We start from the raw sequence: 25,092 nt of genomic DNA on the forward strand, positions 1-25,092 counted from the left end.
GCACCGGGTGACTGGGCCGCTGTCGCAACCGGTTTCACTCGTGGCCGGACACGTGAACGGGCTCGTACGGCTCTTCGAGGTACTCCGTGTCCGAGGCCGACAGCGAGATGTCCAGCGCCTCGACGGCCTGTTCGAGGTGTTCGATGCTCGTCGTCCCGACGATGGGCGCGTCGACGGGCTCCTTGTCGAGCAGCCACGCCAGCCCGATCTGTGCCATCGTCGCGCCGTACTCGTCGGCCAGCTCCTCGCAGCGCTCGTTGATCTCCTTCCCGCCGCCCTCGAAGTAGGGGTGTTCCCGGGCGTAGTCGTCGGTTTCCCCCCGAGTAGTCGCGTCGTACTCCTCGTGGGGACGGGTGAGGTAGCCCCGCGCCAGCGGCGACCACGGGATGACTCCCACGTCCTCCGCCTCGCAGTAGGGCAGCATCTCCCGCTCCTCCTCGCGGTAGAGGAGGTTGTAGTGGTTCTGCATCGTCTGAAATCGCTCCAGGCCCAGTCGGTCGCTCGCGTGCAGCGCGTCGGCGAACTGGCGGGTCCACATCGACGAGGCGCCGATGTAGCGGACCTTCTCGCGGCGGACGGCGTCGTCGAGCGCGCGCAGCGTCTCCTCGATCGGCGTGTCGTAGTCCCAGCGGTGGATCTGGTAGAGGTCGACGGTGTCCATGCCCAGTCGCTCCAGGGAGTTGTCGAGTTCCTGCTCGATGGCCTTCCGCGAGAGGCCGCCGGAGTTGGGGTCGTCGTCGTCCATCTGGAAGAACCCCTTCGTCGCGACGACGCTCTCCTCGCGGTGGCCCTCCAGGGCCTTCCCGAGGACGCGCTCGGACTCGCCGAGCGAGTACATGTTCGCCGTGTCGAAGAAGTTGATACCGAGGTCACGGGCGCGTTCGACGAGTTCGATACCCTCCTCCTCGTTGAGCACCCACTCGCGCCAGTCCGAGGAGCCGAAGCTCATGCAACCGAGACAGATGCGGCTGACCTCGACGCCGGTCGATCCGAGTGTCGTGTACTCCATGTGCTTCGGTGGGCCGCGCGGCGCAAAAAGGTGGGTTCCCCGGGTGCTGTCGCCGGCTCTCCAGGGAATCCCGGGACGGGGCCGGCGACGGCTCAGAGGCCTTCGGGGTCGGTCCGCGCGACGAGTCGGCGGGCGCCGACGAACAGGACGGCCGCGGCGACGGTGTAGGCGGCGACGTGGACGGTCGTCACCGTGGTGGCGCTGTCGACGGCGAGCTTCGCGACGGTCGTCGCCGGGTGTTCGAGCGCGAACAGGTGTTCGGCCACGAACGAATTCCCGGACGCGGCCGTGAGCGCGCCGAAGCCGAAGATCACGAGGACCGAGTACAGCAGCTGGGCCTGCCGGCGCTTGGCGGTGAGCACGCCCAGCGAGAGCCCGAGCGTGACGACGAGCGTCGTCAGCGCGGTCACGACGAGCAGGATCTGCGGGACGTTCGCGACGGCGATGCCGTTGAACCCGAGCAGGCCGATCCACATCGCCGCCTGCACGGGCGCGATGAGGATCATCGCCAGCGCCTTGCCGTCGACGATGTCGACCAGCGACAGGGGCGCGACCCGCAGGAGTTCGAGCGTCCCGCGTTCGATCTCCTCGGTCAGCGCGTCGACGGCGACCGAGCCGCTGATGAACGGGGGGAGAAAGAGGAGCAGCGGGACGAGCACCGTGTAGGTGAACCCGAAGTAGGGACTGGCGTCCACGTCCTCGGGGAGCGGGACCGTCGAGCGGTCCAGGGAGTTCGAGCGGGCGATCCGCTCGGTGCGCTCGACGGATTCGAGCAGCGTGCGCACCTGGTCGACGATCAGCGTCGTCTCGATGCTCTCGGTCGGCGCGATCACCGTCACGTCGATCCGGTCGCCCGAGTCCCCGGCCAGCAGCGTCGCGTGGACGTTGCCGTCGTGGTAGGCGTCGCGGGCGGCCTCGGGGCTCGGGTAGACGATCGTGCGGACGCCCTGCTGGTCGTTCGCCGCCCGGACCAGCGCGTCGTCGTGCTCGCCGGCGACGCCGACGACTATCTCGCCGGCCGAGACCGACCCCGGGCTGTACAGCGAGGTGAGCCCGACGACGAGGAACGAGGAGAACGCGGCCACGAACAGCTGGATCAGCAGCGCGAGGACGATCGTCTTCTCGCGGCTGAGCGACGACAGGTCCCGCTTGGCGACCGTGAGCCGCGGGTCCGAGAGCAGCGACCGCTCCGAGGACCCACCGCCGCTCGGTCCGCCGCCATCGCCCGGGCCCCCGTCGGACTCGGCCGCCGTCGACCCCGGTTGCGGGGCCGGCGAGGAGTCACCCGACAAGGCTACTCACCACCGTGAGGTTGTAGGCGACGTGAACCGCGACCGCGACCACCAGCGCGACCGCGTACGAGCGCCGGCCGCGCCTGGCGCCGAGCGCCGATATCGACGCCGTGACGACGTGTAGCGCCAGCGGCGCCAGCAGCAGCGCGACCAGCAGTATCGGCAGCGGGACGCCGATGCCGACGGCCGCCTGCTCGCCGACCACCGTCTGTCCGACCGGGAGCGTCTGCAGGTCCGCGAGGCGGACGATCAGCGTGAGCTTCTCCGCGAGGAAGAAGCCGAGGCCGCTGAAGGCGCCGACGACCAACGCCGTCCGCAGTCGGTCATCGAACAGCGAGTGGGCGTAGCCGGCGTAGACGTGCAGGCTCTTGGCGAGTTCCTCGACGACGGCGAGGCCGATCAGCATCACGACGACGATGATCCCGACCGGGATCTCCGCCTGCCAGAGCGGGTAGACGAACGCCGCGACGACCAGCTCCGCGACGAGGACGAACGGCAGCAGGACCGCGGTCACGAGCGCGACGCTGCGGCGGCGCTCGATCGGCCCGGCCAGCGCGTCGAGCACCTTGTAGGGGATCGGCCGCTGGGTGAACATGTCCTCCTCGCGGTAGAGCCCGGCGCCGAGGCCGAAACAGACCAGCGCCGTCAGCGTCGGCGGTAGCGTCGAGAAGACGAACTGCCCGAGCCCGATCGCCTGGCCCTGCAGGTCCCGAACCACGAGCGTCAGCGGCGAGATGAGCGCGATGGGCGTCACGTCCGTGAAGATCGCCGGGACGAACGCGTAGGAGGTCAGCGAGACGGTGATCGTCACCGTCACGAAGGTCAGCTCCTTGAACGACCGGGCGAACATCGCGCCGAGGAAGGTCGCGGCGAGGAACAGCATGGCGAGCGGGACGACCGCGAGGACCGATATCATCGACCCGCCGAGTCCGAGGCCGACCTGGAGGACGAGCGTGATCCCCGTCGCGACGCCGACGGCGGCCGCGAAGTACGGCAGCGTCTTCCCGACGATGATGTCCCCGCGCGAGACGGGCGCGACCAGCAGGAGTTCCCCGCGGCGGTTGATCCGCTCGCTGAGTATCGTCGAGCCGTAGGCCTGGATGACGAAGTTCAGCGGCAGGACGAACACGAACGCGAGCACGAGCGACCGGAACGGGAACGGGGGCGTGATGTCCGACGGCGCGCCGGTGGAACTCCCACCGGTCAGCCGCGCGCCGATGCTTGACCCGGCGACGTTGGATCCCTCGTCGGGCCTGGTCACGTCTCCGGACCCGTCACCGCCGCCGCTCGCGCCGTCGCTGGACTCACCGCCGGAACTTCCCTCGGCGTCGCCGTCGCTGCCGGTCCCGTCCTCGCCGTCGGTTTCGCCACCGCCGCCGTCCCCGTCACCGGCGGATCCGTCGCCGCCTCCGGATTCGCCGTCGTCCGTCTGGATCGGGATCGTCTGCGTCTCCGAGACCGTGACCCGCGTCGACTCGCGGTCGACGTAGGTCAGGTTCACCACGACCGGGAACGCCGCCGACTGGTTGTCCTCCAGGTCCATGATCCCGTCGTTGTATCGCTTGACCGTCGACCGCAGCTCCGCGACCGCGGCCCGCCCCTTCGTGGAGTTGGTGTACTCGCGGACCTGGGGGCCGACGATCATGATCTCCTGATACCCCGCCTCGACGGCCGACTCGCTCGGGTCCTGCACCCGGAAGGTCGGGTCGAGGTACGCGGGGTCGTAGAGGGGGTCTTCCTCCACGACGCCGACCCGGTAGATGCCCTGGTCGAGCGCGACGCCCTGGCTGACCGCGACGGGGGCCATCGCGCCGAGTCCGAGGACCGCCAGTAGCGCGATGACGGCCGTCCGCCGGTCGACGCCACCGGCGTTCTTCGTCACCTCCCAGCGGGCGATCCGGGCGACGTTCTCGACGCGCGTGCGGAGCCAGCGGGCGAACCGTCGGCCGCGCGAGTCGCGGTCGCCGCCGGTTGCCCCCGACTCCCCACCGGAGCGGTCGTCGCCGCCGACCGGCGGCGGGCCGCTCACGCTCGCGGCCCCGAGGTCCGCTCGGCCTCGGGGTCGGACTCGGCGACGTTGAGGAACACCTCTTCGAGGCTCGACTCCTCGGTCCGGATGTCGACGACCTCGCCGCCCGCGGCCTGGGCGGCCTCACGTGTCTCGTCGACGGCGTCCATGCTCTCGACGGTACGCCGGTGATAGCCGTTTTCACGCGCGCTATCGGGCACCTCGACGGTCGTGTAGACGTGGTACTCCGTCCGGCCGTACTCCGCCTGGAGTTCGTCGAGGTCGCCCTTGGCGACGATGCGGCCCTCGTTCATGATGGCGACGCGGTCGCAGATGCTCTCGACGTGGTAGAGGTTGTGGGCGCTGAAGACGATGGTCTTGCCCTGCTCGCCGAGTTCACGCGTGAAGTCGATGATGTAGTTCGTCGTCAGCGGGTCGAGTCCGCTGCCGGGTTCGTCGTAGATCAGCACGTCCGGGTCGTTGATGAGCGACCGCGCGATGGCGACCTTCCGCTTCATCCCCTTGGACATGTCGCCCAGGGGTCGGTCGCGGTGGTCGAGTTCCAGCCGTTCGAGCGTGTCGTGGATGCGCCGGTCGGCGACGCCCTCCGGTACGTCGTAGAGGTCCGCGAAGAAGTGGAGATAGGAGACGGGCGTCATCTCCTCGTACAGCGGCGACTCCTCGGGGAGGAACCCGAGCCGCCGTCGCATCTCCGTCTCGCCGGCGTCGAAGCCGGCGACCGAGACCTCGCCGTCCGTGGGTTCGACGAGCCCGGCGAGCATCTTCAGCGTCGTCGTCTTGCCGGCGCCGTTCGGGCCGATGATGCCGAAGACCTCGCCCTCCTCGACCGTGAACGTGCTCCCCTCCACCGCGACGAAGCCGCCGTACTCCTTTCGCAGGTCGCGGGCCGTGATCATTCGACCGTCGCTTACGGCCGGGGGGTTGTATAGGTTGGTCCCCCGTTATCGGATCTGGGGATGGCGCGAACGGGACACCTCGGGGCGCTCGGTGCAGGTGAGAGCGGCCGCGGTGCGGTCGGCGCGCGCTGTCGCGCGCTTTCATGCGCGCGACGTAGCCGCGCGAGGGATTCGCGACTCCTGTGTCGCGAATCGGCTGGGGAGGCTCGTGGCCGTCTGCGGTGCTGTGCTGGGCGGGTGCTGTTGCGGTCGCGGTGCAGTGGCGGTCCCTGGCGGACTGAAAGGGCGAGGCTCGCTCGCGTGCAGTTTAGTCGTCCGAGCGACCCCTATCCGCGCGGGCGGTGCGGAGAGCGCGGATATGTCGCTCGGCGACCGCGAGCGGGTCGAGGGCTTTCACCGCCTGCTGTCGCCTGCGGTCGATCCAACTCCGAGCGAGCGGGTCGAGGGCTTTCATCGCTTGCTGTCTCCTGCGGTGCTGATTCCAGCTAGCGAGCGGGTCGAGGGCGTTCACCGCTCACCATCGATTCCGGTAACTGCCCCCGCCAAAACGTGAGACAGGGGAGTACATCGATAGCCGACGACGACTGCGAGAGAGAACCCTACTCCTCGGGACGGGGCATCGCTTCGAGTTCCTTGATCTCGGTGGTCTTCTCGACGCGGTCGTACTGTCGCTGCCACGCCTCGGCGGGGAACAGGCCGTTGCGGTCGAACAGCTCCCGCGCCGCCTCCGTCACCCGGTAGAACTTGTAGGGGTAGCCTCGCGTTCGCTGGCCCGCCGGCACGGTCAGCTCCTCGACGACGCCCGCCTCGGCGAGCACTTTCAGGTGGTTGCGGATGGTGTCCGCTTCGAGGCTCGGATTGGTGTAGTCGAGTTCGTCGACGCTGGGCGCGCCCTTCGGGTGACCGACCACGTCCGCGACGATGTTCGCTCGCGTCGAGTCGGTGACCCGCTGGAGCGCGAGCCAGGAGTCGAACCCCTCACCTGCCTCGTCCCCGCTGGGTTCGGCCGTATCGGGTCGCATATCTCCACGTATGGCCCCCGCCGCCATAAACACTTGGACGCTGAGTGCGAATGGTCTTTGACTGTTCGTCGAACGATCGTCGACCGTTTCTCCGATAGTCGGAAGACACTTGCCATCCCCGGGAGTCGAGCCGGCATGGTCGACAGCGACGAGGGGGCGTCGGGGGACGCCGGCGACGAGAGAGCGGGAGAGAGTGCGGAGTACGTCGAGGGGGTCGACGGCGCGGGACTCGTCGACGCGAGCCCGGACTCGCTGACGCTCACCCCACAGCAACACGAGCGGCTCAAGACCCACCTCCACGGCGAGCGGCTGAACGACATCCAGTACAGCGACCGGCGGTACCTCGTCGTGGGACGGGGCGGCGACGACGGTCCCGGACGGCGCCGCCGGCGGGTCCGCGACCAGCTCGACGACCGCCGCGAGGCGACGGCGTTCATGCTGGAGGACTTCGGGCTCTCTGGCGACGAGATCGACCTGTGGGCACCGGCCTTCGAGATCCTCTGCGAGCAGGCGACCCACGTCGTCGGCGTCCTCGAGGACTACGACGGCGGCCACGTCTGGGAACTCGGCTACCTCTATCACGAGCAGAGTCGCGTCCGCGACGCCCTCTGGCTGCTGAAACGGGCCTACGAGAGCGACGAGCGCCGGCGCGAGCGCTACGACAACGGCATGGCCGCCGCCCACCTCGCGGCGCTCGAACGCGCGGCGGGCGAGCGCGTCGTCCACTGGCGCGGCGAGAGCGACCTCCGACGGGCGGTCCGCGAGGTCCCCTGACGACCGGGACTCGACCGCCCTGTCCCCGACACCCAAGACCGAGCGGCTCCAAGGAACGCACATGGCTTCGCTGCCACAGATCGAGCGGACGCCGGACGGCCGGCGCCTCGTCGTCGACCGCGTCGTCGGCGCGGACGCCGACGCCGTCTGGTCGGTCCTGACCGACACCGAGCAGTGGCCCGAATGGGGTCCGAGCGTCAGCGCCGTCCGCTCGCGCGACCGATACATCGAACCCGGATCGAGGGGCGAGGTGCAGGTCGCCGGCGGCCCGTGGATCCCCTTCGAGGTCGAGACCTGCGGGGACTACCGCTGGACGTGGCGCGTAGCGCGGGTTCCCGCGACCGGCCACGCGGTCACGCCGCTGGGCGACGACCGCTCGCGCGTCGCCTTCGAAATCCCGCTGCTTGCCGGCGGGTACGCCGTGGTCTGTCGCCGCGCGCTCGACCGGATCGCGTCGATAGCCGAGCACGACGAGCTGTCGACGGGATAGAACTGCTCGGGAAAAGGGGTGGTCGGGGTCTCGTCAGACCGACTTCTCGAGTCGTACGTTACTGACCTTGTGGATGTCCTCGCCCATGCCCTCGCCCTCGCAGTCGTCGTTGGGGCATCGATAGTGCCAGCCGTCCTCCGTGGCCGTCCGCTCCGCGAACCGCTCGCCGCACTCGTCGCAGAACAGATCCCCCTGCGAGCACGTGTCACGGTGGAGTTCGAGCTCGAGTTCCGTACTGAACGTGCGTTTGCAGTTGCGACAGACGTTGGTCATGTTCGAAAGTTCGACATCGCCCCATATATCAACACCGGAACGTTCACGTCCCCGAGAACCGGTCGCAGGAGGACCGTGACCGCCAGACGGCGGTCGGTAACCTCGCACAACCGAACTGATCAACTCCACAGAACGGTCGCCGTCCGGCGATCGCACGTCTCGGCTCGAAGCGGCGGTCCCGGGCCTACCGGGTGTCGATGTCGTCCTCGTCTTTGAGGATGCGGGTCTCGGCCTCGCCGCTGGAGACCTCGTTGACCAGGTCGTAGAACTCGTTTTGCATCCCGGCGGGGAACTCGACGACGCCGACCCAGGAGCCGTCGGGCTGCCACTCCTCGCGTTCGAGGTCGCCGAACTCCCGGACTTGCGCCTGGCCGCTGCCGGCGTAGTCGGCGGGCAGCTGGGCGGCGACTTTCACGGTGTCGAAGCGGATGGGGATCACCGGCCGGAGCGCGTCGAGCGCGTCGTCGACCTGGTTCTCGACGGGCTCCATCGGGTCGACCTTGAAGTCGGCCTGCTCCAGGGCGCTCTCGATGCGGTCGGGCGGGTGGGGCGCGTCGTCCATCTGGGGGTTGACCGCGTTGCGCGTGATTCGGTTGACCAGGTCCCGGTACTTGCGCTCCTGCATCTCCTTGCGCTGCTCGGCGGTGATCTGGATCTCCCCGCGTTCGACGACCTCGGGGATGATCTCCAGCGGGTCTGTCGTCCCGAACACCTCTTCGAGCGCGTTCTCCGGCGGGCGGTCCCCGCGGGAAGCGTTCTCGAAGACATCCTCGGCGGCGATCACGTCCTCCAGTTCCCCGTCGAACTCGCCGCGCTTCATCGCGAGGGCGGCGTCGGGTTCGACGAGCACTTCGAAGCGCTCGCCGTGGGACTCCAGACGCGCCGTCACGGCCTCGTCGAGCGATATCATACCCTGAGGTAACACCGTGTGGGTAAAAAGGTGTGTGGGCGCGGACCGCGCGTCGGCGGCCGCGCCGACGCCCGCTCGTCCGGCGACGAGCGGTCGAAACCTCCGGGACCGCTCGGGGCGGCGTTACTCCTCGTCGGTCTCGTCGCTCTCGTCGTCGTCTTCGACGGCGAGGAGGTCGAGCTCGTCGAGGTGGGACTCCTTCTCGGCGTCGCTCATCTCGGCGAACGCCTCGTCGTCGACGCTGATGGTGGCGATGCCGATGCCCTCGGGCGAGAGCTCGCCGTCGTTGACCGACGCGAGCGCCTCCAGCGCGAGGCCGACGCCGCCGTCCAGGTCCATCTCCTCGTCGTAGTTGTCCTCGAGGTACTCGCGGATGTCGCCGCGGTCGGCGCCGACGGCCAGGGCCTTCCACTCGTAGGGGGTGCCCGACGGGTCGGTCTCGTAGAGGCGGGGCTCGCCGTTGGCGATGCCGCCGATGATGAGCGCGACGCCGAACGGGCGGGCGCCGCCGACCTGCGTGTACTGCTGGATGTGGTCGGTGACCGACTTCGTGAGCGTCTCGACGCCGATGGGCTCGCCGTAGCGCAGCTGGTTGACCTGCGCCTGGCGGCGGGCGAAGTCGATGAGCTGGCGCGCGTCGGCGACGTGGCCGGCGCTGGCGATGCCGATGTGGTCGTCGGCCTTGTGGATCTTCTCGACGGACGACCGCTCCATCAGCGGCGAGCGGATGCGCTTGTCCACCGCCAGCACGACTCCGTCAGCTGTTCGTACGCCGATACTCGCCGTGCCGCGCTTGACGGCTTCGCGGGCGTACTCGACCTGGTAGAGCCGGCCGTCCGGCGAGAAGATCGTGATCCCGCGGTCGTACGCCTGCTGTTGCGATTGTCCCTGCATATTTATAGATCGAGTTCGGTCGCCCCGACGAACGCGTCGTCGGCCCGCACGTCGATTCGGCCGTCGCGACCGACGGCACGCCGCTCGGCGTTCTCGAAGACGACGTTTCTCTGGTCAGAAGGTTCCGGTCGGCGTCGTATATACTTTTCTTCACAGGCACGCACCGTGCCGCTAACCCCCCGCACGCGGACGCCCACCTCCGCCCCGTCGACCCCGTCCAGACACGCCAGCACCGCCCGCGCGCGGTCGACCTCGCCCCGGTGGGCCCGCACGATGGCGTGGCCCATCCCGTCGTCGAACGAGAAGCGGACCACCGACAGGTCCGCCTCCGCGCTCCCGGCGTCGCCCACGAGGTTCTGCGCCGCGAACCACAGCTCGCGCTGGAACGCCCGGCGGCCGACCTCCGCGTCGGGCCAGGCCTCCAGCTCGACCGCGAGGTAGCGCCACCGCGGCCGCAGGTGTTTCGGGAGGTGTTTCACGACCCGTCCTCCCCGTCGGCGTCGGTCTCGCCGACCGGCTCGGTCGACTCCCCGGCGGGCTCCACTCGTTCCGCGACGAGGACGCCCACCTGGTCGTGGACCGGCTCGACGGCCGTCAGCGCGTACCCGGCGTCGGTGAACGCGTCCGCGAGCGTCCCGACCGTCGCCGGGTCGTCGACCTCGGGGCTGTAGAACGGCTCGTCGGGGTCGGGCTCGCCGAACAGCATCACGTCGCCGAGGACGATCCGCCGGGGTCCCAGCGCCGCGATCACGTCTATCGCCTCGCGCTTCTCCGTATCCCCGAGGTGGTGCATCGCGAAGTTCGTCGTCACTACATCCACGTCGGCGTTGTCGGGGACCGCCGGCTCGCGGAACCGCCCCTCGCCGAACTCGACGTTCGACAGGCCGCGGTCAGCCGCCTTCTCGCGGGCCTCGCCGAGCATCCCCTCGCTGATGTCGCGGCCGATCACGCGCTCGGCCGCCTCGGCCAGCGGGAGCGCGATCGCTCCTGTCCCTGTTCCGAGGTCGAGAACCGTGTCGTCGGGTCCCGGGGCGGCGTGCTCGACGACCAGCGACGCGCAGGCGCGGTACTCGTCGCTCTCCTCGTCGTCGTAGTCGGCCGCTATCTCGTCGAACCGGGCGGCGTGCTCGTCGAGAGAATGCTTCATGCGGCCGGGTTGGATCCGGGGGGCAAAGAACGCCTCGCTCCCCGTCGGTCGTCCGGGCTCGCGCTCGACGGCCTACCGCTCGTCCCCGTCGGCGCCGTCGTCAGCGACGGACCCGTGATAGACCCCCGGCTCGACGAACGCGTCGCTCGCCAGTCGGCGGTTTCGGTCGACGAGCCGACCCCACTCGGCCAGCCCCGTCCGGATCTGGTCGGCGTCGAACCCGAGAACCTCTCCCACGGCGACCAGTTCGCGGGGCGCCCGGAGCTGTAGATGGCTCCGCGGGTCGGCGCTGACGACGTACGGCGCGTCGTAGGTCTCGACGATCTCCCGGAGCTTCCGGAGCCCGCGGATCGCCTGGACGCGTCGGCCGCCGTCTGCCCGGAGCACTCGTCGGAGGGAGAACTCGAAGCGGACGCCGTTCTCGGCGGCCGCTTTCGCGAGGACGTGGTTCACGTCGCCGTCGCCGGCCATCGGGTGGGCGAGCACGTCGACGGCCGGCTGTTCGACGGCGAAGCGGTTGATCGCCGCCGACCCGCCGTGGACCGCGACGACCGTCTTCGACCGCCGGTGGTTGCCGACGAACCCGCTCGCCCGCGAGGGGTCGTCGGCGCGGATCTCGACGCCCTCGACGACCTCGATGCCGTACGTCTCGGCTATCTCCTCGGCGTCGAACTCGGCGGGGGCGTCGCCGTGATTGCGGACGACGATCCCGTCGAAGCCGTACTCGGCGGCGGTCGCCGCGTGGCGGGCGACGGTCGCCTCACCGTCGGGACGGGCGTGGACGGCCTCGTACATCGCGGTCACGCCACCGTCAGAGCGCCTCGAAGACCTCGCGGGCGTTCTCGACGGCCGCGGGCTTCTTGGCGGGGTAGGCCTCGACCTTCGAGCGGAAGGTGATGCCGTCGCCGCGCTCGATCTCGCCCCGGAACGCCGCCTGTTTGTCCAGTGTCAGGTAGAAGGCGCAGTTGTCGTCGACCCGTTCGTCGAGTTCCTCGACGACGGCGTCGATGTCGTCGAGCTCCCCCAGCCTGTCGAGGACGTGGCGGATCTCGTCGGCGCGCTCGACGCGCGCCGAGAGGACGACGATGCGGTCGCCGTGGTGGCCTTCCGAGGTCGCGCGTTCGATCTCGAACTCCTCCGGGAGGAACGCGCGCAGCGCCGACTCGACGCGCTCCTCGTCCTCGGTGACGTAACAGAACGCGCGCAGGTCGACGTAGTGCAGCGGGACGGAGGCCATCGCGTGCGGTTACTCCTCGGCGGCTTCGAGCTGGTCCTCGGAGACGCCCGCTTCCTGGCCGTCCTCGAAGGAGACGGTGTAGTTCTCGTCGCCGAACATCGTCTCGACGACCTGCGAGATCTCGCCCGTCTCGCCGTCGTACTCGCTGTGCTCGTCGCGGAGGATGACGCTGTCGTCCTCTTCGAATGCCATGGGCGGCGGTACTCGACGCCCCGTCAAAAAGGGATTGATCCGTCTCACTCGGCCCCGCTCGCCGCTCCACCGGGCGTCGCCGGGTCACCGCCGTCGGCGACGACGGCGCGACCCGTCGAGTCGGCCGACGACCCCGACGCGTCGGTCGGCGCGTCGGCCGTCGTATCGCCGGCCCGCCGCTCGGCTCCGAGCACGGCGTCGAACAGCGTCCGGAGCGTCGCCAGCGTCGCCTCGTCGTGGGCGCCCGGGTCGACGGAGACGTACGCGGTCGCGCCCGCCGAACGGACCTGCGCGACCAGCGCATGCAGGAACCGGAACGCCCGTTCGAGGTCGGCGTACTGCAGCAGCGTCGACAGCGAGTCGAGACAGACGACGGGCCGCTCGTCGGCGTCGCAGGCGCGCAGCCACTCGCCGACGGCGATGCCGACCCCCGTGAGGTCGGTCGGGTCGGTGACTTCGCGGACCGGCAGGTGATCGCGGCCCCCGCCGGTCTCCGCCACGGGACCGACGGCGACGGCCGCGGCCGAGTCGACCCGGTCCCGTCGCGCCCGGAGCGCCGTCGTCCACGCTCGCACGTCGTGGCGATACAACACTCCGAGGACGCTCCGCGCGCCCTCGCCGCGGTCGAACGCGCGGTCGAGCTGGCCCGTCGCCTCCGCCTCGAACGCCGGTTCGCACACCAGCGCGACCGAACCGGCCCCGGTCTCGTCGGCGTCGGTGCCGTCACCGCGGTCGCTCGCTCGCACACCCTCGTTCGCCCGCCTGACACCCTCGGTCATCGATACGTGGTCTCTCGACGCAGTCCATAAATACCCGTCAGACGCCCGGCGGACACGCGCTGGCGGCGGATCGGGACGTACGGAAGCGGCCCGTAGCCTCAGCGAACTGGCTCGGAGGTCGAAAACTTATGGCGGAGACTCGCGAACGTGGGGCCATGACCGAGCGAACGCGCGCTGGCCGGCGGTGGCGTTTGCCGGGGGGACCGCGCCCGTCGAGCAGACCGCATTCGCAGACACCGGTGCGATGACCGCCGTCGACAACCTCTGGTACCTCGCCACGGAGGCCCGCCAGGAGGCCGAACAGGTGTACCACCGCTTCGCCGACGAGTACGACGACTTCGTCGAGTTCCGAACCGCCCGGACGGTCTCCCGCGACCGCTTCCGGACCGTCGCCGAACGCATCGAGGCCCAGGGGCTCCCCTACGGCGCTCACACGCTCGCCTACCGACCCTCGGGCGAACTGCTGCTCGTCGAGCAGGCCGCCATCGACACCTGGGTGCTCCCCGGCGGCGAGGTCGAACACGACGAGTCCGTCCGCGAGGGCGCCCGCCGGGAACTCGGCGAGGAAGCCGGGATCGACGTGACCTACGACGGGCTGGGGGTCCTCGGCGAGGTCCGCTTCCACAGCGACGGCCACGAGACCTGGGGCGTCCTCCCCATCTTCGAGGGCGAGGCCGTCTCGTCCGATCTAGAGGTGTGTGACCCCGACGGCGAGATCACCGACGCTCGCTGGTTCGACGAGCTACCCGAAAACACTCGGGACCGGTCGGTCCTGCGGGAGTGGCACCGGAAACGGTTCGGCGAGTGAACGGCCGCACGAGGCGGCTGCAGGACAGTCGGCGTGCCCGTTTCAGCCGACCGAATATCGCTCGATAAAGGTGATGTAAGTAGCGGTGCGGTTGGCGCGTGCTGTCGAGCGTGCCCGCCTCGTGGCGGGCCGCTCGAAACAGTCGCGCGAGGGATGAGCATCGCAGCCTGCGAGAAGCGCAAGAGGCTGGGGAGGTGTGAGGCCGTCTGCGGTGCTGTGCGGGGCGGTTGTCGTCCTGGCGGACTGAAAGGGCGAGGCGCGCTCGCGCCTGTGTAGTCGCCTGAGCGGGCCACTATCCGCGCGGGCCGTGCGGAGAGCGCGGATATCCCGCCTCAGCGACCGCGAGCAGTCCCCTCGTGAACATTCTCCGACACCCTGGCCGTCCGGTTCCTACTCCGGCCCGAACTGCTCGCCCTCGCGGGCGTCGGCCTCTAACCGACGAACCGTCGCGCGGGCGTTGCTGGCGTCGTAGCCGAACAGCACCGACTCGGCGTACTCGTTGGCGACCTCCGTCGCGTGGACGAGGTCGTCGATATCGACATCGACGGCGTAGAGCTCGATGGAAAAGGGGGAGTCGAGTTCGTCGACGAACCCCTTCGCGAGGATCTCCAGCCAGTAGGTCGTCGAGTAGGCCATGTCGTACAGCGGGACGACGAACTCGTCGACGTGCTCTTCGAGCGCCTCGATGTCCAGCCCCGCGCGGTCGTAGACGTGGCCCGGATAGGGATCGGGATACAGCGTCAGATACAGGTCGCCGGGGACGCGCTCGCGGGCCTCGGCGACGAACTCGGTGATGACGTTCGCGCGCCAGGCGCGCCAGTCGTCGAACTCGCTGTCCGCGAAGGCGGCCTCGCAACGGTCACAGTGGCAGTACTCCTCGCGGGGGAAGCCCACGTCGTCGAGGCGTACGTCCTCGTTCGCGTCGGCGGCGTCTTCGATGATCTCCAGCAGTCCCTCGCGGTAGCGCTCGTGGGTGGGGCAGACGTAGGCCCAGTCGAAGTAGGGGCGCTCGCGCGTGGCGGGCTCGCCCTCGTCGCTCTCGGGGACCAGGTCGGGGTTGTCGGCGGCGGCCTTGTTGTCGCCGAAACAGGATATCATGTTGACGCCGTTGTCGACGGGCTCGGCCGCGCGGCCGGTCACGTCCTTGACTTCGTAGAAGGCGCGGTCGAACTCCGCCCACTCCAGTTCGGGCTCGTTGCGCGTGACGACGCCGTACATACCCGTGGGTACGGGGCGGGCCGTGTAAGTCGTTCGAAAAGGCGGTCGGAGAGCGATGCCTCGCCGGCGCTGGTGCGCCTGAGATCCCCTACTCGGCGAGCGCCGTCTTGTAGACGACGGCGACCGCGACCAGAGCGACTAGGGCGACCAGTGATTTCTTCGACATCGCCCGTACGTTCGTGGCAACCGGTTAAAGTGTTTCTGGTGCGAAACGACCGACTTGCGGGCGGTCCGACCGCTCAGTCGTCGTCGCTCGCGACTTCGTTGTGCGTGTCGGGGTCGGCCCCGGAGATGTCCCGCATCGCGCCCTCCATGTCGCCCTCCCAGACGAACGAGAAGTCCTCCTTCCCGTCGACCGAGGGGCCCTGCGTCCACGGCGCCTCGTACTCCTCGCCGTCGCGGGTGGTCGACATGAACGAGTAGTCGAACTCGTCGGGCATCTCCTCCTCGGGGAAGGTGTTGGGGATGGGGAGGTGGTCGAACGGGTCCTCGGGGTCGCCCAGCGAGTGCAGCGCCTTCAGCCACTGGTTCTGGTGCATCGCGTCGCGGGCGACCAGGTACGAGAGCATGTCCTTCATGCCCGGGTCGTCGGTCATCTCCCACAGCCGCGCCGCGAGCAGGCGACCGGTCGACTCGGCCATGACGTTGGCGTACATGTCCGCCGCGAGGTTGCCGCTGGCGACCACGTAGCTCGCGTTGAACGCGTTCCCGTTCGCGTCGATCGGCATCGCGTTCATGCCCGCCGAGAGGTACTGCCGCGGCAACATGCCGGACATCGCCGCGTTCACCGCACCATCGTTGCTCATCTCCTCGCGCAGTTCCGTCGGCGCGCCCTCGAGGTTCTTCGCGACCGCGGTCGCGAGCATCTCGATGTGGCCGATCTCCTCGACGGCCGTCTCCATCAGGAGCTTGCGGTACTCGGCGTGCTCGTCGGGGACGCCGAACGCCTGGAACATGTACTGCAGGCAGACGCGCATCTCGCCCTCGACGCCGCCGATCGCCTCCTGCAGCATCTTCGCGAACGCCGGGTCCGGTTCCTCGACTTCGACTGGATACTGGAGTTTGTCGTCGTGGTAGAACACTGGTACTCCTCCACCGGAGAGACGGCCGGATTCTCAATAGGTGAGCCGCCTTCGCTGGCAAGCACCGCCAGTGACGGGAATCACAACAGAGCACGGGGGCGAGCGCGTATTCAAGCCACGTCGATCTGCTCGGGGATGGAGTCGCGGACGATGGTGTCGCAGTAGGTGCAGCGGATGCCGTCGTCGAGCACGTCGAAGCGGGACTCGACGGGCTCGTCCTCGGTCGTGATGCAGTGGCGGTTCGGACACGAGAGGACGCCGACGACCTCGGTCGGCCGCTCGACGCGGTGTTTCTTCACCACGTCGAAGTCCTGGACGATGTTGATCGTCGCGGCGGGGGCGATCAGCGACAGCACGTCCACCTCGTCCTGGCTCAGCTCGCGGCCCTCGACCTTGACGATGTCCTTGCTGCCGAGGCGGTCACTGGGGACGCGCATCCCGACGCTGACGGTCTCGCCGCTGTCGGCGTCGATGCCGAGGATGGCAAGCACGTTCAGCGCCTGGCCGGCAGTGATGTGGTCGACGACGGTGCCGTTGCGGATCTTGCTGACGCGGAGTTCGCGGTCGCTCATTCGTCACCTCCGAGGACGAGATCCAGCAGCGCCATCCTGACGGGGACGCCGTTGTGGGCCTGCTGGAAGTAGTGCGCGTAGTCGGTGTCGTCGATCTCGTGGGCGATCTCGTCGACGCGGGGCAGCGGGTGCATGACCGTCAGGTCGTCGCGGGCCGCCTCCAGCGTCTCGGTGTCGATCTGGTACTCGCCGGCGATCGCCCGGTACTCGCTCTCGTCGGGGAACCGCTCGGCCTGAATCCGGGTGACGTACAGCACGTCCAGTTCCGGGAGCACCGGGTCGAGTTCCGTGTGCTCGCGGATCGACGCGCCCTCCTCGTGGAGGTCGTAGCGGACGCTCCGGGGGAGCTGCAGGCTCTCCGGGCTGATGAAGTGCTGGTCGGCGTCGAAGTTCGTCAGCGCGTGGGCCAGCGAGTGGACGGTCCGGCCGTACTTCAGGTCGCCCATGATCCCGATCGTCAGGTCGTCGAAGCCCGCCGACTCGCGGATCGTGTACAGGTCCAGCAGGGTCTGGGTGGGGTGCTGGCCGGCGCCGTCACCGGCGTTGATCAGCGGCACGTCGACGAACTCGCTGGCCATCTGCGCCGACCCCTCGCTGGGGTGGCGGAGGACGAGCGCGTCGGCGTATCCCTCGACCACCCGAACCGTGTCCGCGAGGCTCTCGCCCTTCTTGACGCTGGAGGACTCGACGGTGCCCATGTCGACGACGTCGCCGCCCAGCCGCTTTACCGCCGCGGTGAAGCTCATCTTCGTCCGCGTGCTCGGCTCGAAGAAGCAGAGCCCGAGCAGGGCGTTCTCGTGGCGGTCGGCGAACGCCTCCGGGTCGGCGGCCACCTCCGCCGCCCGGTCGAGCACCGCCTCGATGTCCGCCCGCGAGAGTTGTTTCGCACTGATAATGTGGTCGTGACGCATCGAATAGAGTCGCGCCCTCGATTGTCTTGAAACTCCCGACACGGGGTCGAACTGGTGTGAGCGAGAGTCGCGTGACGGCGAGCGCTGAACGCCCTCGACCCGCTCGCTCGGAGTTGGATCGACCGCAGGCGACAGCAGGCGGTGAAAGCCCTCGCCGCGCTCGCGGTCGCCGAGCGACATATCCGCGCTCTCGGCACCGCCCGCGCGGATAGGGGTCGCTCGGACGACTAAACTGCACGCGAGCGCGCCTCGCCCTTTCAGTCCGCCAGGGACAGCACGGCACCGCGACCGCACAACACCGCAACAGTACCCGCCCAGCACAGCACCGCAGACGGCCACGAGCCTCCCCAGCCGATTCGCGACACACGAGTCGCGAATCCCTCGCGCGGCTACGTCGCGCGCATGAAAGCGCGCGACAGCGCGCGCCGACCGCACCGCGACCTGTGTCAAACAGTCCACCCGGACGCACGAAGATTCAAGTGCGAGAGCCCGACCACGCCGTCCCATGCTCGCGATCGCCGGTGGCAAGGGTGGCTGCGGCAAGACGACGACGGCGCTGGGGCTGGCGGCTGCGCTCGCGCGCGACGGCGGGCGACCGCTCGTCGTCGACGCCGACTGCGACATGCCGAACCTACACACGATGGCCGACACGGACCGCTCGCCGGGCGTCGACGCCGTCGCCGACGGCGACTCGATCGCCGCGGCGACCCACCGGAGCACCGTCGTTCCCGGCGTCGACGTGCTTCCGGCCGGGAGCGCCTCCGGACCGCTCGACCGGACGGCGCTCCGCCGGCTCGGGCGCGCTCGCCAGCGGGTGCTTCTGGACTGCCCGGCGGGCGCGACGGACGCTGCCGCCGCGCCGCTGCGTCACGCCGACGCGGCGCTCGTCGTCTCGACCGGTGAGCCGGCGAGCCTCGACGACGCCGCCAAGACCGCGCGGATGGCCGAGACGCTGGGCGCCCGAGTCGCGGGGAGCGTCCTCACCCGGACCGACGAGCCGCCGTCGGCCGTCTCGGGTTCGGAGGGTCTCGCTCGTGCGGTCGAGCCGGTACTGGCGACGGTCCCGGAGATCGCGGGCGACGTGCTGGGCGACCGGGTCGGACGCACGTCGTACGATCGGCTCGCAACGGCGCTCGTGAGGCGGAATGTTTAATCTGGTGGGATCAAAATACTTCGGTAGGATGGTCAACCGGCTGAACACGGGCATCGACGTCCTCGACCGGAAGCTCGGGGGTGGGATCCCGGAAGGGAGCATCGTCGCTCTCAGCGCCCAGCCGGCCAGCCAGGCGGAGCTGTTCCTCTACGAGTTGACCGCGACGCGCGGCACGCTGTACCTCTCGCTCGACCGCACCGCCCAGTCAGTGACGGCCAGCATCGAGCAGTCGCCCGCCAGCACCGGCGACCCCACGGTCCGGCACATCTCGGGCGAGGCGCCGCTGGACAACGCCAGCAAGCTCGTCAGCGCGCTCCCCGAGACCTCGAATCTCATCGTCGACCCGCTCGACGTGCTCGAGGCCCAGGAGCCGCCGTCGCGCTACCGCTCCTTTCTGAACGACCTGCAGAACCACATCGTCAACACGGGCAGCCTCGCCATCGTCCACTGTCTCGACGGGCGCAGCGTCCCGCCGCTGCGCGACACCACCGAACACTTCGCGGACGTGATCTTCGAGCTGAAAACCACGACCGACTCCGACGAGGTCGAGAACCGCCTCGCGATCCCCAAGTTCCGCGGCGGCCGCGCCCCCACCGACATCATCAAGCTCGACCTCGTCGAGCAGGTCTCGATCGACACGAGCCGGGACATCGCGTAGCCGCCTCGGTCCCGTCTTCCGACGGTTCTCCGCCCATTGGGGAGTTCAGCGCTTCAGCCTCGCAGTGTCACCGGCGGGCAGTCGGATAAACGTCCGGTCCGACGGCGCGGCGGGCCGGCAGCGCGGCGGGCCGCCCACAGATTGAAACCGCTCTGTCACGTCTGGTCGGCTATGCCCGACGAACGATACCAGCCGCTCCTCCAGCTGGTTCACAACAGAGCCGGCGACGCCTTCCGGGGGGCGGTCCGGTACGACGCCGACAGCTGGGACGCGCTGTATCTCCGCGACGACGTTGCGACCGAGGAGCTGAAAAACGCGCTTCCGACCATCACGGACCGGGCGCGCGCCAACGAGTCGATCGTCCCTCCCGAACAGTACGACCGGCTCGGCGAGCGACAGGCGACCGTCGAACTGCACGACCGCGCCGCCGTTCTCCACTTCCGGGAGTCCGAGACCGGCGGGATCGTCGTCTCGCTCGACCGCGACGTGGCGCAGGGACTCGGCCAGTTCGTCAACAGCTGTAACGCGGTGCTGGACGGTCGACGGTTGAGCGACGACGGCTGAACGGCGGAACCGTCGGCCGAACGGCGCTGCTGGCCGACGAGCGGGAACGGAGAGAGCGAGTCGGTTACTCCTCGGCGCCTTCGAGTTCGTCGACGATCTCTTCGGCGTCGATGTCCTCGTCTTCGAGCGCCTCTTCGAGTTCGGCACCGCCGCCGCCCATACCGCCCATCATGCCGCCCATGCCGCCCATCATGCCCATGCCGCCGCCGAGCTCCTCCTGGACGATGATGCGGTCGATGTCGAGCAGGTCCGTGAGCTGCTGGGCGATCTGCTGTTTGCCCATCATCCACTGCTGGTTCATCGTCAGCTGCGGCGTCGCCTCGATGTACAGCGTCTCCTTCTCGACCTCGACGGTCTCGTACTCGGGCTCGCTCTCCTCGTCGTCCTCGTCGTCGTCGGACTCGACGAGCTGCTCCTCCTCGACGGTGTCCGTCTCGAACCAGACATCGAGATCCATGTCGAGGAACACGTCGAGCAGCGCGCTCGCGCGCTCCTCGCGGTCGGTGACCTCGGAGAGGACCTCCCAGTCGTACTCGACGTCCTCGCCGGCCAACGGGTGGTTGAAGTCGACGCGGGCGCGGCCGCCGATGATCGTGTTGATGTGGCCGTGCTCGCCGTCGATGTCGACGTGGGCGCCGGGGTAGCGGTCGTCCTCGGGGATGCGGTCGGCGCTGATGGTGCGGACCTCCTCGTCGTCGAACTCGCCGAACGCGTCGACGGCCGGGACGGTCACGGTGCCGGTGTCGCCGACCTCGCTGCCGACGATGTCCTCCTCGACGGCGTCGAAGACGTGGCCCTCACCGAGGACGATCGTGCGGGGTGCGAACTCCTGGTCCTCGCCGACGCCCTCCTCCTCGGCCACGTCGGGGTCGGTCGTGTCGACCAGGTCGCCGCCCTCGACGGTGCGGGCGGTGTAGTCCAGTTCGATGAAGTCCCCGTGCTGGAGTCCCTCGGTCTCCTCCTGCGTGTCGGACTCCGTCTCGGCCTCGGTCTCGTCGGCTGCGTCCTGCGCTGTCTCCTCGGACTCGGACTCGTTGCTCATACCGACACGACTCGCGTTGCACTCTTAAGAACAACGTTTCGGGGCTACCGCGCCCGAGCCGGGCCGCCGCCGAGCCGCACCGTTCCGGCGCGTTCGACCGGCTCGTCGACGCCGAGCGCGCTTGGCCCTAACGAGTTTGGGCCCATCGATACCCCGCGACGGGCCGAGAGATACGGTATGGACTTCGAACACGGCGTCGGCGGGATCGGACGGGACGCGGCCGCGGAACTCGAGCGCGCTGCGAGGGACGTGGACGCGGTCGAAGTGGTCGAATCGCCGGATGGCAGCGTCGCGCTCCGGGGCGACTCGGACGCGGTGCAGTCGGTGCGACGGGCGCTGTGGGCGCGACAGCTCTCGGCCGAGCAGTTCGGGCAGGACGGGCTCGCGGCGGCCGACGCGACCGCTCGCGGGCGGCTGGCCGGGTCGCCGTGAGCGCCCGGTCGGCGGTCGTCACGCCGTCTCGGTCGGTTGCTCGGCGAGCCGTCCCTCGACGAAGGCGGCGAAGTCGTCGGTGAACCCCTCGACCTCCGCCCAGTCGGTGTACTCGTAGTCGCGGGAGGTGTCGGTGTCGCCGGTCGCCTCGCGCGCGATCCGCTTCATCACGAGCCGCTCGAGGAAGCCGTACTTCGAGTAGCGGAGCGCGCCGCCGAACCGGCCGATACGGTCGGGGTGAAAGCCGGTGTCTTCGAGGAACTCCTCGACGTAGCGAGCGGCCTCCGCGCGCCGTTCGGAGTCGTCGCCGACCGAGGACAGCGAGACCTGGAAGAACGCGGTCGGCAGCGCAGCCAGCGCGTCGGCGTTCGCGTCGACGAACGAGCGGACCGACGCCTGGTGTTTCCCGACGTGGATCGACGAGCCGACCACGACCGCGTCGAAGTCGGCCAGCGAGTAGTCGGTCTCCAGCGCGCCCGCGTCGACGGCGGTCGCCTCGTGACCCCGGCCCCGCAGGCGCGCGGCGATCCGGTCGGCGATCTTGGCGGTCTGTCCCTCGTTCGACCCGTAGAGGACCAGGAACGAGCCCATGGTCGCTCGACGCCGGGAGCGGTAAAAAACGTCGCGTCGCTTCGCCCGGTAGGCCCGTGTTTGTCGCCGGTAAGGTCCGCCGACGGTCGACGGGCGGGCGATCGAACGACGGTAGGCCTCCCTCAGTACTCGACCCGCGACCGGAACTCGGGGACGCCGCCGACGCCGAGGTCGACTTCGAACAGGGCACCGGCGCCGTCGCCCTCCTCCTCGCGGGTGCCGGCCGGGCCCTCGCCGGGGCCGAGCGCAGTCGTCACGTAGGCGGTCTCGTAGTCGGGGCCGCCGAAGGTGACCGCCGACACCTTCTTCGCCGGGAACTCGACCCGCTGGAGCTCCGTCCCGTCGGGGTCGTAGCGAGCGATCCGACCGCCGTTCCAGAAGGCCGACCAGACGCAGCCCTCCGCGTCGACGGTCATCCCGTCCGGGTGGCCGTCCAGATCGCTCGCGTCGAGGAAGGTCTCCCGGTCGGAGAGCTCGCCCGTCGCCCGGTCGTAGCGGTACCGCGAGATCCGACCGGCCTCGGTCTCGGTGAAGTAGAGCTCCTGGTGGTCCGGGGTGAACCCGAGCCCGTTCGAGAGTTCGGCGTCCTCGACGGCGACCGACAGCGAGCCGTCGGTGTCCAGGCGATAGAGGGCGCCGGGCTCACCCTCGGGCGTCGGCATCGTCCCGCAGAAGACCCGGCCCTCCGGGTCGGCGATCACGTCGTTGAACCGCGACCGCTCCTCCCCGTCGATGGCCTCGACGAGCGGCTCGCCGAGCCCGGATTCGGGAGACCACGGCTGGATCCGGCCCTCGTCGCAGAACAGGAGCAGCTCGCCCGATTCCTGGATCGTGAACCCACCGATGGAACCCTCGCTATCGAGGACGCGCTCGTGGGACCCGACGGCGGGGTCGTAGCGGTAGAGGTCGGCGGAGGGGATGTCGAGGAAGTAGACGACTTCCTCCTCGGGGTGCCAGAGCGGTCCCTCACCGGTGTGACAGCGCGTGTCCGCGGCGATCTCGGGGGTCGGTGACTCCGCGGTCATCTCAGGCACCGCCCTCCGTCGCTTCGGCGGTCTCCTGGGCCGCCCCGACCGTCCCCTCGGCGGATTCGAGCAGGCCGCGCATGTAGCCGATCGCGAACAGCCGGCCCTTGGTGTGGTAGCCCGGGTTCGAGTTGTCCTCGCCGGCCATCGTCGGCACGTGGTCGGGGCGCATCGGGCCGTCGAAGCCGGCGTCGACGAACGCGTCCATCGCGGCCTGCATGTCGGTGGGTCCGTCGTCGTGCCAGGTCTCGACGAAGCGGTCGGCGTCGCCCGCCACGTCGCGGAAGTGCGCGAAGTTGATCTTCTCGCCGAAGTGCCGTATCGTCTCGGGCACGTCGACGCCCATCGCGGCGAAGTTGCCCTGGCAGAACGTGACGCCGTTGTACTCGCTGTCGTAGATGTCGAGCACGCGGTCGTAGTTCTCGACGCTGTTGGCGATACGGGGGATGTCGCCCACGCTCTCGCGCGGCGGGTCGTCGGGGTGGAGCCCGAGCTTGACGCCCGCCTCCTCGGCGACGGGGACGACCTCGGTCAGGAAGTACTCGATCGCATCCCACACCTGCTCGCGGGTCACGTCCGCCGCGTCCGTGCCGGGACCGGTGCCCATCTTCGCGTTGTCGTAGCCCGTGGTGAGCGACCCGCCCCGGGATTCGACGTGGGCCTCGGTGCGCGCCCAGCGGACGCCGGCCATCCAGTCGTAACAGACGACGGGGATCCCCAGGTCGCCGCAGTCCCGGAGAAACCCTTTGAACTCCGCGATGTCCTCGTCACGGCCGTCCAGTCCGAGTCGGATCCGGTCGCTGATGGGGACGCTGCCCTCCAGGACGGCGAACTCCAGGCCGGCGTCTTCGAGCCAGTTTTTCGTCCCGAGCAGGTCGTCGTACGACCAGTGGGTCTTGTCGTCGCCGACCTCCAGCGGATGGACGACGGCCTGCTCGACGCCCATCTGCTTCGCGAGCTGCCAGCGTTCGTCCGGCTGGCGGGGTAAAACGAGCGATAGCTGAACCATACTCGTCCGTTGGACGCCTCTCCGTTATCGGCGTTCCGGTCGCGGAAGGGGGTCACGCGGCCGGTCGAACCGCCGCCCGGTCAGTTCGAGGTGTCGCCGGAACCGCAGATGTTCCTGGTCACCCACACCTCGTTGTCCTCGGTGATCTCGATGCCGAGGCCGAGGCGGTTGGCGTTCGGGTAGTCGAGCACACCGGCGTACACCGGGTTCTCCGTCCAGTCCTCGAAGATGTCGCGAGCGACGGCGGTCTCGTTCTCGTGGTAGACCGTCTCGCCGTTCTCCTGGAAGTTGCTCCCGATGTGACTCTGACCGATCACCTGGAACTGGTAGTTGTTCGGTGAGACGATGAACTGCTTGCCCTGCCGCTTGAACTTGCAGGTCTCCTTGAGGTCGAACACCCTGTAGCGCTCCGGGACCGAGAGGTTGTGCGTCTCGTAGACGAGCTCGCCCCGGTCGGCCATGGCGACGCTGTGGTTCAGGGACATCCGATTGATCCGCTTGACCAGCGAGCCGTTCGCGTTCGTGTACGGGTCCAGACCGTTGTCCCTCCGCCAATCGTTGATCATCCGGCGGGGTTCGAGTTCGACCTCGCGCTCCTCGAACATGCGGGGCAGGATCGGCGTCCGCGTCGGGATCGCCGTCGGGGTCGGCGTGACCGTCGGCGTCCCCGTGGCGGTCGGCGTCGGGGCCGACGTGGGCGTCAACGTCGGGAACGCCGTCGCCGTCCCGTTCCCGGTTCCGTTCGCCGCGGTCCCGTTCCCGGCGGTCGTCGCGGCCGGTGTCGGCGTCGCCGCGGACCCGCCGTCACTTCCGTCGTCTGCGTCGTCCTCGCCGTCGTCAGGGGTCGGCGTGTCGCCGCCGCCACCGCCGCCGAGGACCATCGCACCCGCGATCCCCCCGATCACGAGCACGGCGACCACGGCGACGGCGCCCCCGACGACCACCTTCCGATCGGTGCCCGAGTCGAGACTTAAATCTTCCCAATACACTACAGGGAGGTGATACGTCTGGGGTCGCCGGAGCCGTTCGAGCAGGCGGTCGACCCGCGCCGCCTCGTCGAGAACCTCGCGCGCCCGACGGTCG

The 25,092-nt window shown here is 69.3% G+C and carries 31 protein-coding genes; 8 read left to right on the forward strand and 23 right to left on the reverse strand.

Annotated elements, in window-relative coordinates; translation table 11 throughout:
• Nucleotides 1-34: 34 nt before the first annotated feature.
• The 4 genes from HZS54_RS19695 to HZS54_RS19710 all read right to left on the reverse strand — a co-directional run bounded on the left by HZS54_RS19695 (nt 35) and on the right by HZS54_RS19710 (nt 5,226).
• Nucleotides 35-1,009: an aldo/keto reductase gene (locus HZS54_RS19695; protein WP_179918759.1), complete on the reverse strand. Its 975-nt coding sequence runs from the start codon at nt 1,007-1,009 to the stop codon at nt 35-37.
• A 92-nt stretch (nt 1,010-1,101) separates the two neighbouring features.
• Nucleotides 1,102-2,190: an ABC transporter permease gene (locus HZS54_RS19700; protein ID WP_425484386.1), complete on the reverse strand. Its 1,089-nt coding sequence runs from the start codon at nt 2,188-2,190 to the stop codon at nt 1,102-1,104.
• 100 nt (nt 2,191-2,290) lie between these two features.
• The gene (locus HZS54_RS19705; RefSeq protein WP_179918761.1) at nt 2,291-4,330 is read right to left on the reverse strand and encodes an ABC transporter permease subunit; all 2,040 of its coding nucleotides are present in this window, start codon (nt 4,328-4,330) and stop codon (nt 2,291-2,293) included.
• A complete protein-coding gene (locus HZS54_RS19710) occupies nt 4,327-5,226 on the reverse strand; it encodes an ABC transporter ATP-binding protein (protein WP_179918762.1) in 900 nt (299 codons plus the stop codon). Before HZS54_RS19710 ends, HZS54_RS19705 begins: the two co-directional genes overlap by 4 nt.
• 358 nt (nt 5,227-5,584) lie before the next feature.
• On the opposite strand from HZS54_RS19710, the gene HZS54_RS19715 reads away from it, so the two are divergent.
• Nucleotides 5,585-5,779, forward strand: a complete 195-nt coding sequence (locus HZS54_RS19715; RefSeq protein WP_179918763.1) for a hypothetical protein — start codon at nt 5,585-5,587, stop codon at nt 5,777-5,779.
• A gap of 46 nt (nt 5,780-5,825) precedes the next feature.
• Here the strand turns inward: HZS54_RS19715 and HZS54_RS19720 are convergent, their stop codons facing one another.
• Nucleotides 5,826-6,248 (reverse strand): helix-turn-helix domain-containing protein, encoded by a 423-nt coding sequence (locus tag HZS54_RS19720; RefSeq protein WP_179918764.1) that lies wholly within the window; start codon nt 6,246-6,248, stop codon nt 5,826-5,828.
• A 135-nt stretch (nt 6,249-6,383) separates the two neighbouring features.
• Here HZS54_RS19720 and HZS54_RS19725 point away from each other — a divergent pair, with 135 nt between their 5' ends.
• Both HZS54_RS19725 and HZS54_RS19730 read left to right on the forward strand, forming a co-directional pair.
• On the forward strand, nt 6,384-7,022 hold the full coding sequence (locus HZS54_RS19725) for a DUF8170 family protein (RefSeq protein WP_179918765.1): 639 nt from the start codon (nt 6,384-6,386) through the stop codon (nt 7,020-7,022).
• A gap of 61 nt (nt 7,023-7,083) precedes the next feature.
• Nucleotides 7,084-7,512, forward strand: coding sequence for an SRPBCC family protein (locus HZS54_RS19730; RefSeq protein WP_179918766.1), 429 nt, complete (start codon nt 7,084-7,086; stop codon nt 7,510-7,512).
• Between the two features lie 33 nt (nt 7,513-7,545).
• On the opposite strand, the gene HZS54_RS19735 is transcribed toward HZS54_RS19730, so the two are convergent.
• The 9 genes from HZS54_RS19735 to HZS54_RS19775 all read right to left on the reverse strand — a co-directional run bounded on the left by HZS54_RS19735 (nt 7,546) and on the right by HZS54_RS19775 (nt 12,944).
• On the reverse strand, nt 7,546-7,785 hold the full coding sequence (locus tag HZS54_RS19735) for an HVO_2901 family zinc finger protein (protein WP_179918767.1): 240 nt from the start codon (nt 7,783-7,785) through the stop codon (nt 7,546-7,548).
• Nucleotides 7,786-7,969: 184 nt separating this feature from the next.
• The gene (locus tag HZS54_RS19740; protein ID WP_179918768.1) at nt 7,970-8,695 is read right to left on the reverse strand and encodes a ribosome assembly factor SBDS; all 726 of its coding nucleotides are present in this window, start codon (nt 8,693-8,695) and stop codon (nt 7,970-7,972) included.
• A 123-nt stretch (nt 8,696-8,818) separates the two neighbouring features.
• Nucleotides 8,819-9,589, reverse strand: coding sequence for an archaeal proteasome endopeptidase complex subunit alpha (gene psmA / locus HZS54_RS19745; protein ID WP_179918769.1), 771 nt, complete (start codon nt 9,587-9,589; stop codon nt 8,819-8,821).
• A 2-nt stretch (nt 9,590-9,591) separates the two neighbouring features.
• Nucleotides 9,592-10,068 carry an Rpp14/Pop5 family protein gene (locus HZS54_RS19750; RefSeq protein WP_179918770.1) on the reverse strand — a complete coding sequence of 159 codons (477 nt, stop codon included), beginning with the start codon at nt 10,066-10,068 and terminating at the stop codon, nt 9,592-9,594.
• Nucleotides 10,065-10,736, reverse strand: a complete 672-nt coding sequence (locus HZS54_RS19755; RefSeq protein WP_179918771.1) for a class I SAM-dependent methyltransferase — start codon at nt 10,734-10,736, stop codon at nt 10,065-10,067. The genes HZS54_RS19750 and HZS54_RS19755 overlap by 4 nt, the downstream gene beginning before the upstream one ends.
• A gap of 72 nt (nt 10,737-10,808) precedes the next feature.
• Nucleotides 10,809-11,531, reverse strand: a complete 723-nt coding sequence (locus tag HZS54_RS19760) for an RNase P subunit p30 family protein (RefSeq protein ID WP_179918772.1) — start codon at nt 11,529-11,531, stop codon at nt 10,809-10,811.
• A gap of 16 nt (nt 11,532-11,547) precedes the next feature.
• Nucleotides 11,548-11,973: an RNA-binding protein gene (locus HZS54_RS19765; RefSeq protein ID WP_179918773.1), complete on the reverse strand. Its 426-nt coding sequence runs from the start codon at nt 11,971-11,973 to the stop codon at nt 11,548-11,550.
• A gap of 9 nt (nt 11,974-11,982) precedes the next feature.
• Nucleotides 11,983-12,165, reverse strand: coding sequence for a DUF1918 domain-containing protein (locus tag HZS54_RS19770; protein ID WP_179918774.1), 183 nt, complete (start codon nt 12,163-12,165; stop codon nt 11,983-11,985).
• 44 nt (nt 12,166-12,209) lie between these two features.
• A complete protein-coding gene (locus HZS54_RS19775) occupies nt 12,210-12,944 on the reverse strand; it encodes a DUF7504 family protein (RefSeq protein ID WP_179918775.1) in 735 nt (244 codons plus the stop codon).
• 244 nt (nt 12,945-13,188) lie between these two features.
• On the opposite strand from HZS54_RS19775, the gene HZS54_RS19780 reads away from it, so the two are divergent.
• Entirely contained in the window at nt 13,189-13,752 is a 564-nt protein-coding gene (locus HZS54_RS19780; RefSeq protein ID WP_179923082.1) for an NUDIX hydrolase, read from the forward strand.
• Between the two features lie 390 nt (nt 13,753-14,142).
• Here HZS54_RS19780 and HZS54_RS19785 read toward each other — a convergent pair whose 3' ends face one another.
• The 4 genes from HZS54_RS19785 to pyrB form a co-directional block, all read right to left on the reverse strand.
• Nucleotides 14,143-14,970 carry a hypothetical protein gene (locus HZS54_RS19785; protein ID WP_179918776.1) on the reverse strand — a complete coding sequence of 276 codons (828 nt, stop codon included), beginning with the start codon at nt 14,968-14,970 and terminating at the stop codon, nt 14,143-14,145.
• Between the two features lie 239 nt (nt 14,971-15,209).
• Nucleotides 15,210-16,052, reverse strand: coding sequence for a manganese catalase family protein (locus HZS54_RS19790; protein ID WP_179918777.1), 843 nt, complete (start codon nt 16,050-16,052; stop codon nt 15,210-15,212).
• Nucleotides 16,053-16,162: 110 nt separating this feature from the next.
• Entirely contained in the window at nt 16,163-16,624 is a 462-nt protein-coding gene (pyrI, locus tag HZS54_RS19795) for an aspartate carbamoyltransferase regulatory subunit (RefSeq protein WP_179918778.1), read from the reverse strand.
• Nucleotides 16,621-17,535 (reverse strand): aspartate carbamoyltransferase, encoded by a 915-nt coding sequence (gene pyrB / locus HZS54_RS19800; RefSeq protein WP_179918779.1) that lies wholly within the window; start codon nt 17,533-17,535, stop codon nt 16,621-16,623. Before pyrB ends, pyrI begins: the two co-directional genes overlap by 4 nt.
• 505 nt (nt 17,536-18,040) lie before the next feature.
• On the opposite strand from pyrB, the gene HZS54_RS19805 reads away from it, so the two are divergent.
• From HZS54_RS19805 to HZS54_RS19815, 3 genes are all read left to right on the forward strand, one after another.
• Nucleotides 18,041-18,688 carry a MinD/ParA family ATP-binding protein gene (locus HZS54_RS19805; RefSeq protein WP_179918780.1) on the forward strand — a complete coding sequence of 216 codons (648 nt, stop codon included), beginning with the start codon at nt 18,041-18,043 and terminating at the stop codon, nt 18,686-18,688.
• Nucleotides 18,689-18,716: 28 nt separating this feature from the next.
• Nucleotides 18,717-19,346, forward strand: coding sequence for an RAD55 family ATPase (locus HZS54_RS19810; RefSeq protein ID WP_179918781.1), 630 nt, complete (start codon nt 18,717-18,719; stop codon nt 19,344-19,346).
• 171 nt (nt 19,347-19,517) lie between these two features.
• On the forward strand, nt 19,518-19,910 hold the full coding sequence (locus HZS54_RS19815) for a DUF7522 family protein (protein ID WP_179918782.1): 393 nt from the start codon (nt 19,518-19,520) through the stop codon (nt 19,908-19,910).
• Nucleotides 19,911-19,974: 64 nt separating this feature from the next.
• Here HZS54_RS19815 and HZS54_RS19820 read toward each other — a convergent pair whose 3' ends face one another.
• A complete protein-coding gene (locus HZS54_RS19820; protein WP_179918783.1) occupies nt 19,975-20,952 on the reverse strand; it encodes an FKBP-type peptidyl-prolyl cis-trans isomerase in 978 nt (325 codons plus the stop codon).
• 177 nt (nt 20,953-21,129) lie between these two features.
• Here HZS54_RS19820 and HZS54_RS19825 point away from each other — a divergent pair, with 177 nt between their 5' ends.
• Complete coding sequence (locus HZS54_RS19825; RefSeq protein WP_179918784.1) at nt 21,130-21,384, forward strand: hypothetical protein; 255 nt, start codon at nt 21,130-21,132, stop codon at nt 21,382-21,384.
• Between the two features lie 18 nt (nt 21,385-21,402).
• Here the strand turns inward: HZS54_RS19825 and HZS54_RS19830 are convergent, their stop codons facing one another.
• From HZS54_RS19830 to HZS54_RS19845, 4 genes are all read right to left on the reverse strand, one after another.
• Nucleotides 21,403-21,975 carry a flavodoxin domain-containing protein gene (locus HZS54_RS19830; RefSeq protein ID WP_179918785.1) on the reverse strand — a complete coding sequence of 191 codons (573 nt, stop codon included), beginning with the start codon at nt 21,973-21,975 and terminating at the stop codon, nt 21,403-21,405.
• Nucleotides 21,976-22,097: 122 nt separating this feature from the next.
• Nucleotides 22,098-23,000, reverse strand: a complete 903-nt coding sequence (locus HZS54_RS19835) for an SMP-30/gluconolactonase/LRE family protein (protein ID WP_179923083.1) — start codon at nt 22,998-23,000, stop codon at nt 22,098-22,100.
• 1 nt (nt 23,001) lies between these two features.
• Complete coding sequence (locus HZS54_RS19840) at nt 23,002-24,009, reverse strand: mannonate dehydratase (protein ID WP_179918786.1); 1,008 nt, start codon at nt 24,007-24,009, stop codon at nt 23,002-23,004.
• Between the two features lie 80 nt (nt 24,010-24,089).
• The gene (locus HZS54_RS19845; RefSeq protein ID WP_179917545.1) at nt 24,090-24,953 is read right to left on the reverse strand and encodes a spore germination YkwD domain-containing protein; all 864 of its coding nucleotides are present in this window, start codon (nt 24,951-24,953) and stop codon (nt 24,090-24,092) included.
• Between the last annotated feature and the right edge of the window lie 139 nt (nt 24,954-25,092).

The organism is Halosimplex pelagicum, from assembly GCF_013415905.1.
In the GTDB taxonomy this organism is placed as follows: Archaea; Halobacteriota; Halobacteria; order Halobacteriales; family Haloarculaceae; genus Halosimplex; species Halosimplex pelagicum.

Coding starts and splice junctions, on each gene's coding strand:
- HZS54_RS19785 (WP_179918776.1), bottom strand. CDS start 14,970: ATGTACGGCGTCGTCACGCGCAACGAGCCCGAACTGGAGTGGGCGGAG.
- HZS54_RS19770 (WP_179918774.1), bottom strand. CDS start 12,165: ATGGCATTCGAAGAGGACGACAGCGTCATCCTCCGCGACGAGCACAGC.
- HZS54_RS19775 (WP_179918775.1), bottom strand. CDS start 12,944: ATGACCGAGGGTGTCAGGCGGGCGAACGAGGGTGTGCGAGCGAGCGAC.
- HZS54_RS19695 (WP_179918759.1), bottom strand. CDS start 1,009: ATGGAGTACACGACACTCGGATCGACCGGCGTCGAGGTCAGCCGCATC.
- HZS54_RS19755 (WP_179918771.1), bottom strand. CDS start 10,736: ATGAAGCATTCTCTCGACGAGCACGCCGCCCGGTTCGACGAGATAGCG.
- HZS54_RS19805 (WP_179918780.1), top strand. CDS start 18,041: ATGCTCGCGATCGCCGGTGGCAAGGGTGGCTGCGGCAAGACGACGACG.
- HZS54_RS19825 (WP_179918784.1), top strand. CDS start 21,130: ATGGACTTCGAACACGGCGTCGGCGGGATCGGACGGGACGCGGCCGCG.
- HZS54_RS19815 (WP_179918782.1), top strand. CDS start 19,518: ATGCCCGACGAACGATACCAGCCGCTCCTCCAGCTGGTTCACAACAGA.
- HZS54_RS19780 (WP_179923082.1), top strand. CDS start 13,189: ATGACCGCCGTCGACAACCTCTGGTACCTCGCCACGGAGGCCCGCCAG.
- HZS54_RS19830 (WP_179918785.1), bottom strand. CDS start 21,975: ATGGGCTCGTTCCTGGTCCTCTACGGGTCGAACGAGGGACAGACCGCC.
- psmA (WP_179918769.1), bottom strand. CDS start 9,589: ATGCAGGGACAATCGCAACAGCAGGCGTACGACCGCGGGATCACGATC.
- pyrB (WP_179918779.1), bottom strand. CDS start 17,535: ATGCGTCACGACCACATTATCAGTGCGAAACAACTCTCGCGGGCGGAC.
- HZS54_RS19820 (WP_179918783.1), bottom strand. CDS start 20,952: ATGAGCAACGAGTCCGAGTCCGAGGAGACAGCGCAGGACGCAGCCGAC.
- HZS54_RS19725 (WP_179918765.1), top strand. CDS start 6,384: ATGGTCGACAGCGACGAGGGGGCGTCGGGGGACGCCGGCGACGAGAGA.
- HZS54_RS19715 (WP_179918763.1), top strand. CDS start 5,585: ATGTCGCTCGGCGACCGCGAGCGGGTCGAGGGCTTTCACCGCCTGCTG.
- HZS54_RS19810 (WP_179918781.1), top strand. CDS start 18,717: ATGGTCAACCGGCTGAACACGGGCATCGACGTCCTCGACCGGAAGCTC.
- HZS54_RS19835 (WP_179923083.1), bottom strand. CDS start 23,000: ATGACCGCGGAGTCACCGACCCCCGAGATCGCCGCGGACACGCGCTGT.
- HZS54_RS19740 (WP_179918768.1), bottom strand. CDS start 8,695: ATGATATCGCTCGACGAGGCCGTGACGGCGCGTCTGGAGTCCCACGGC.
- HZS54_RS19760 (WP_179918772.1), bottom strand. CDS start 11,531: ATGTACGAGGCCGTCCACGCCCGTCCCGACGGTGAGGCGACCGTCGCC.
- pyrI (WP_179918778.1), bottom strand. CDS start 16,624: ATGAGCGACCGCGAACTCCGCGTCAGCAAGATCCGCAACGGCACCGTC.
- HZS54_RS19730 (WP_179918766.1), top strand. CDS start 7,084: ATGGCTTCGCTGCCACAGATCGAGCGGACGCCGGACGGCCGGCGCCTC.
- HZS54_RS19720 (WP_179918764.1), bottom strand. CDS start 6,248: ATGCGACCCGATACGGCCGAACCCAGCGGGGACGAGGCAGGTGAGGGG.
- HZS54_RS19710 (WP_179918762.1), bottom strand. CDS start 5,226: ATGATCACGGCCCGCGACCTGCGAAAGGAGTACGGCGGCTTCGTCGCG.
- HZS54_RS19735 (WP_179918767.1), bottom strand. CDS start 7,785: ATGACCAACGTCTGTCGCAACTGCAAACGCACGTTCAGTACGGAACTC.
- HZS54_RS19765 (WP_179918773.1), bottom strand. CDS start 11,973: ATGGCCTCCGTCCCGCTGCACTACGTCGACCTGCGCGCGTTCTGTTAC.
- HZS54_RS19840 (WP_179918786.1), bottom strand. CDS start 24,009: ATGGTTCAGCTATCGCTCGTTTTACCCCGCCAGCCGGACGAACGCTGG.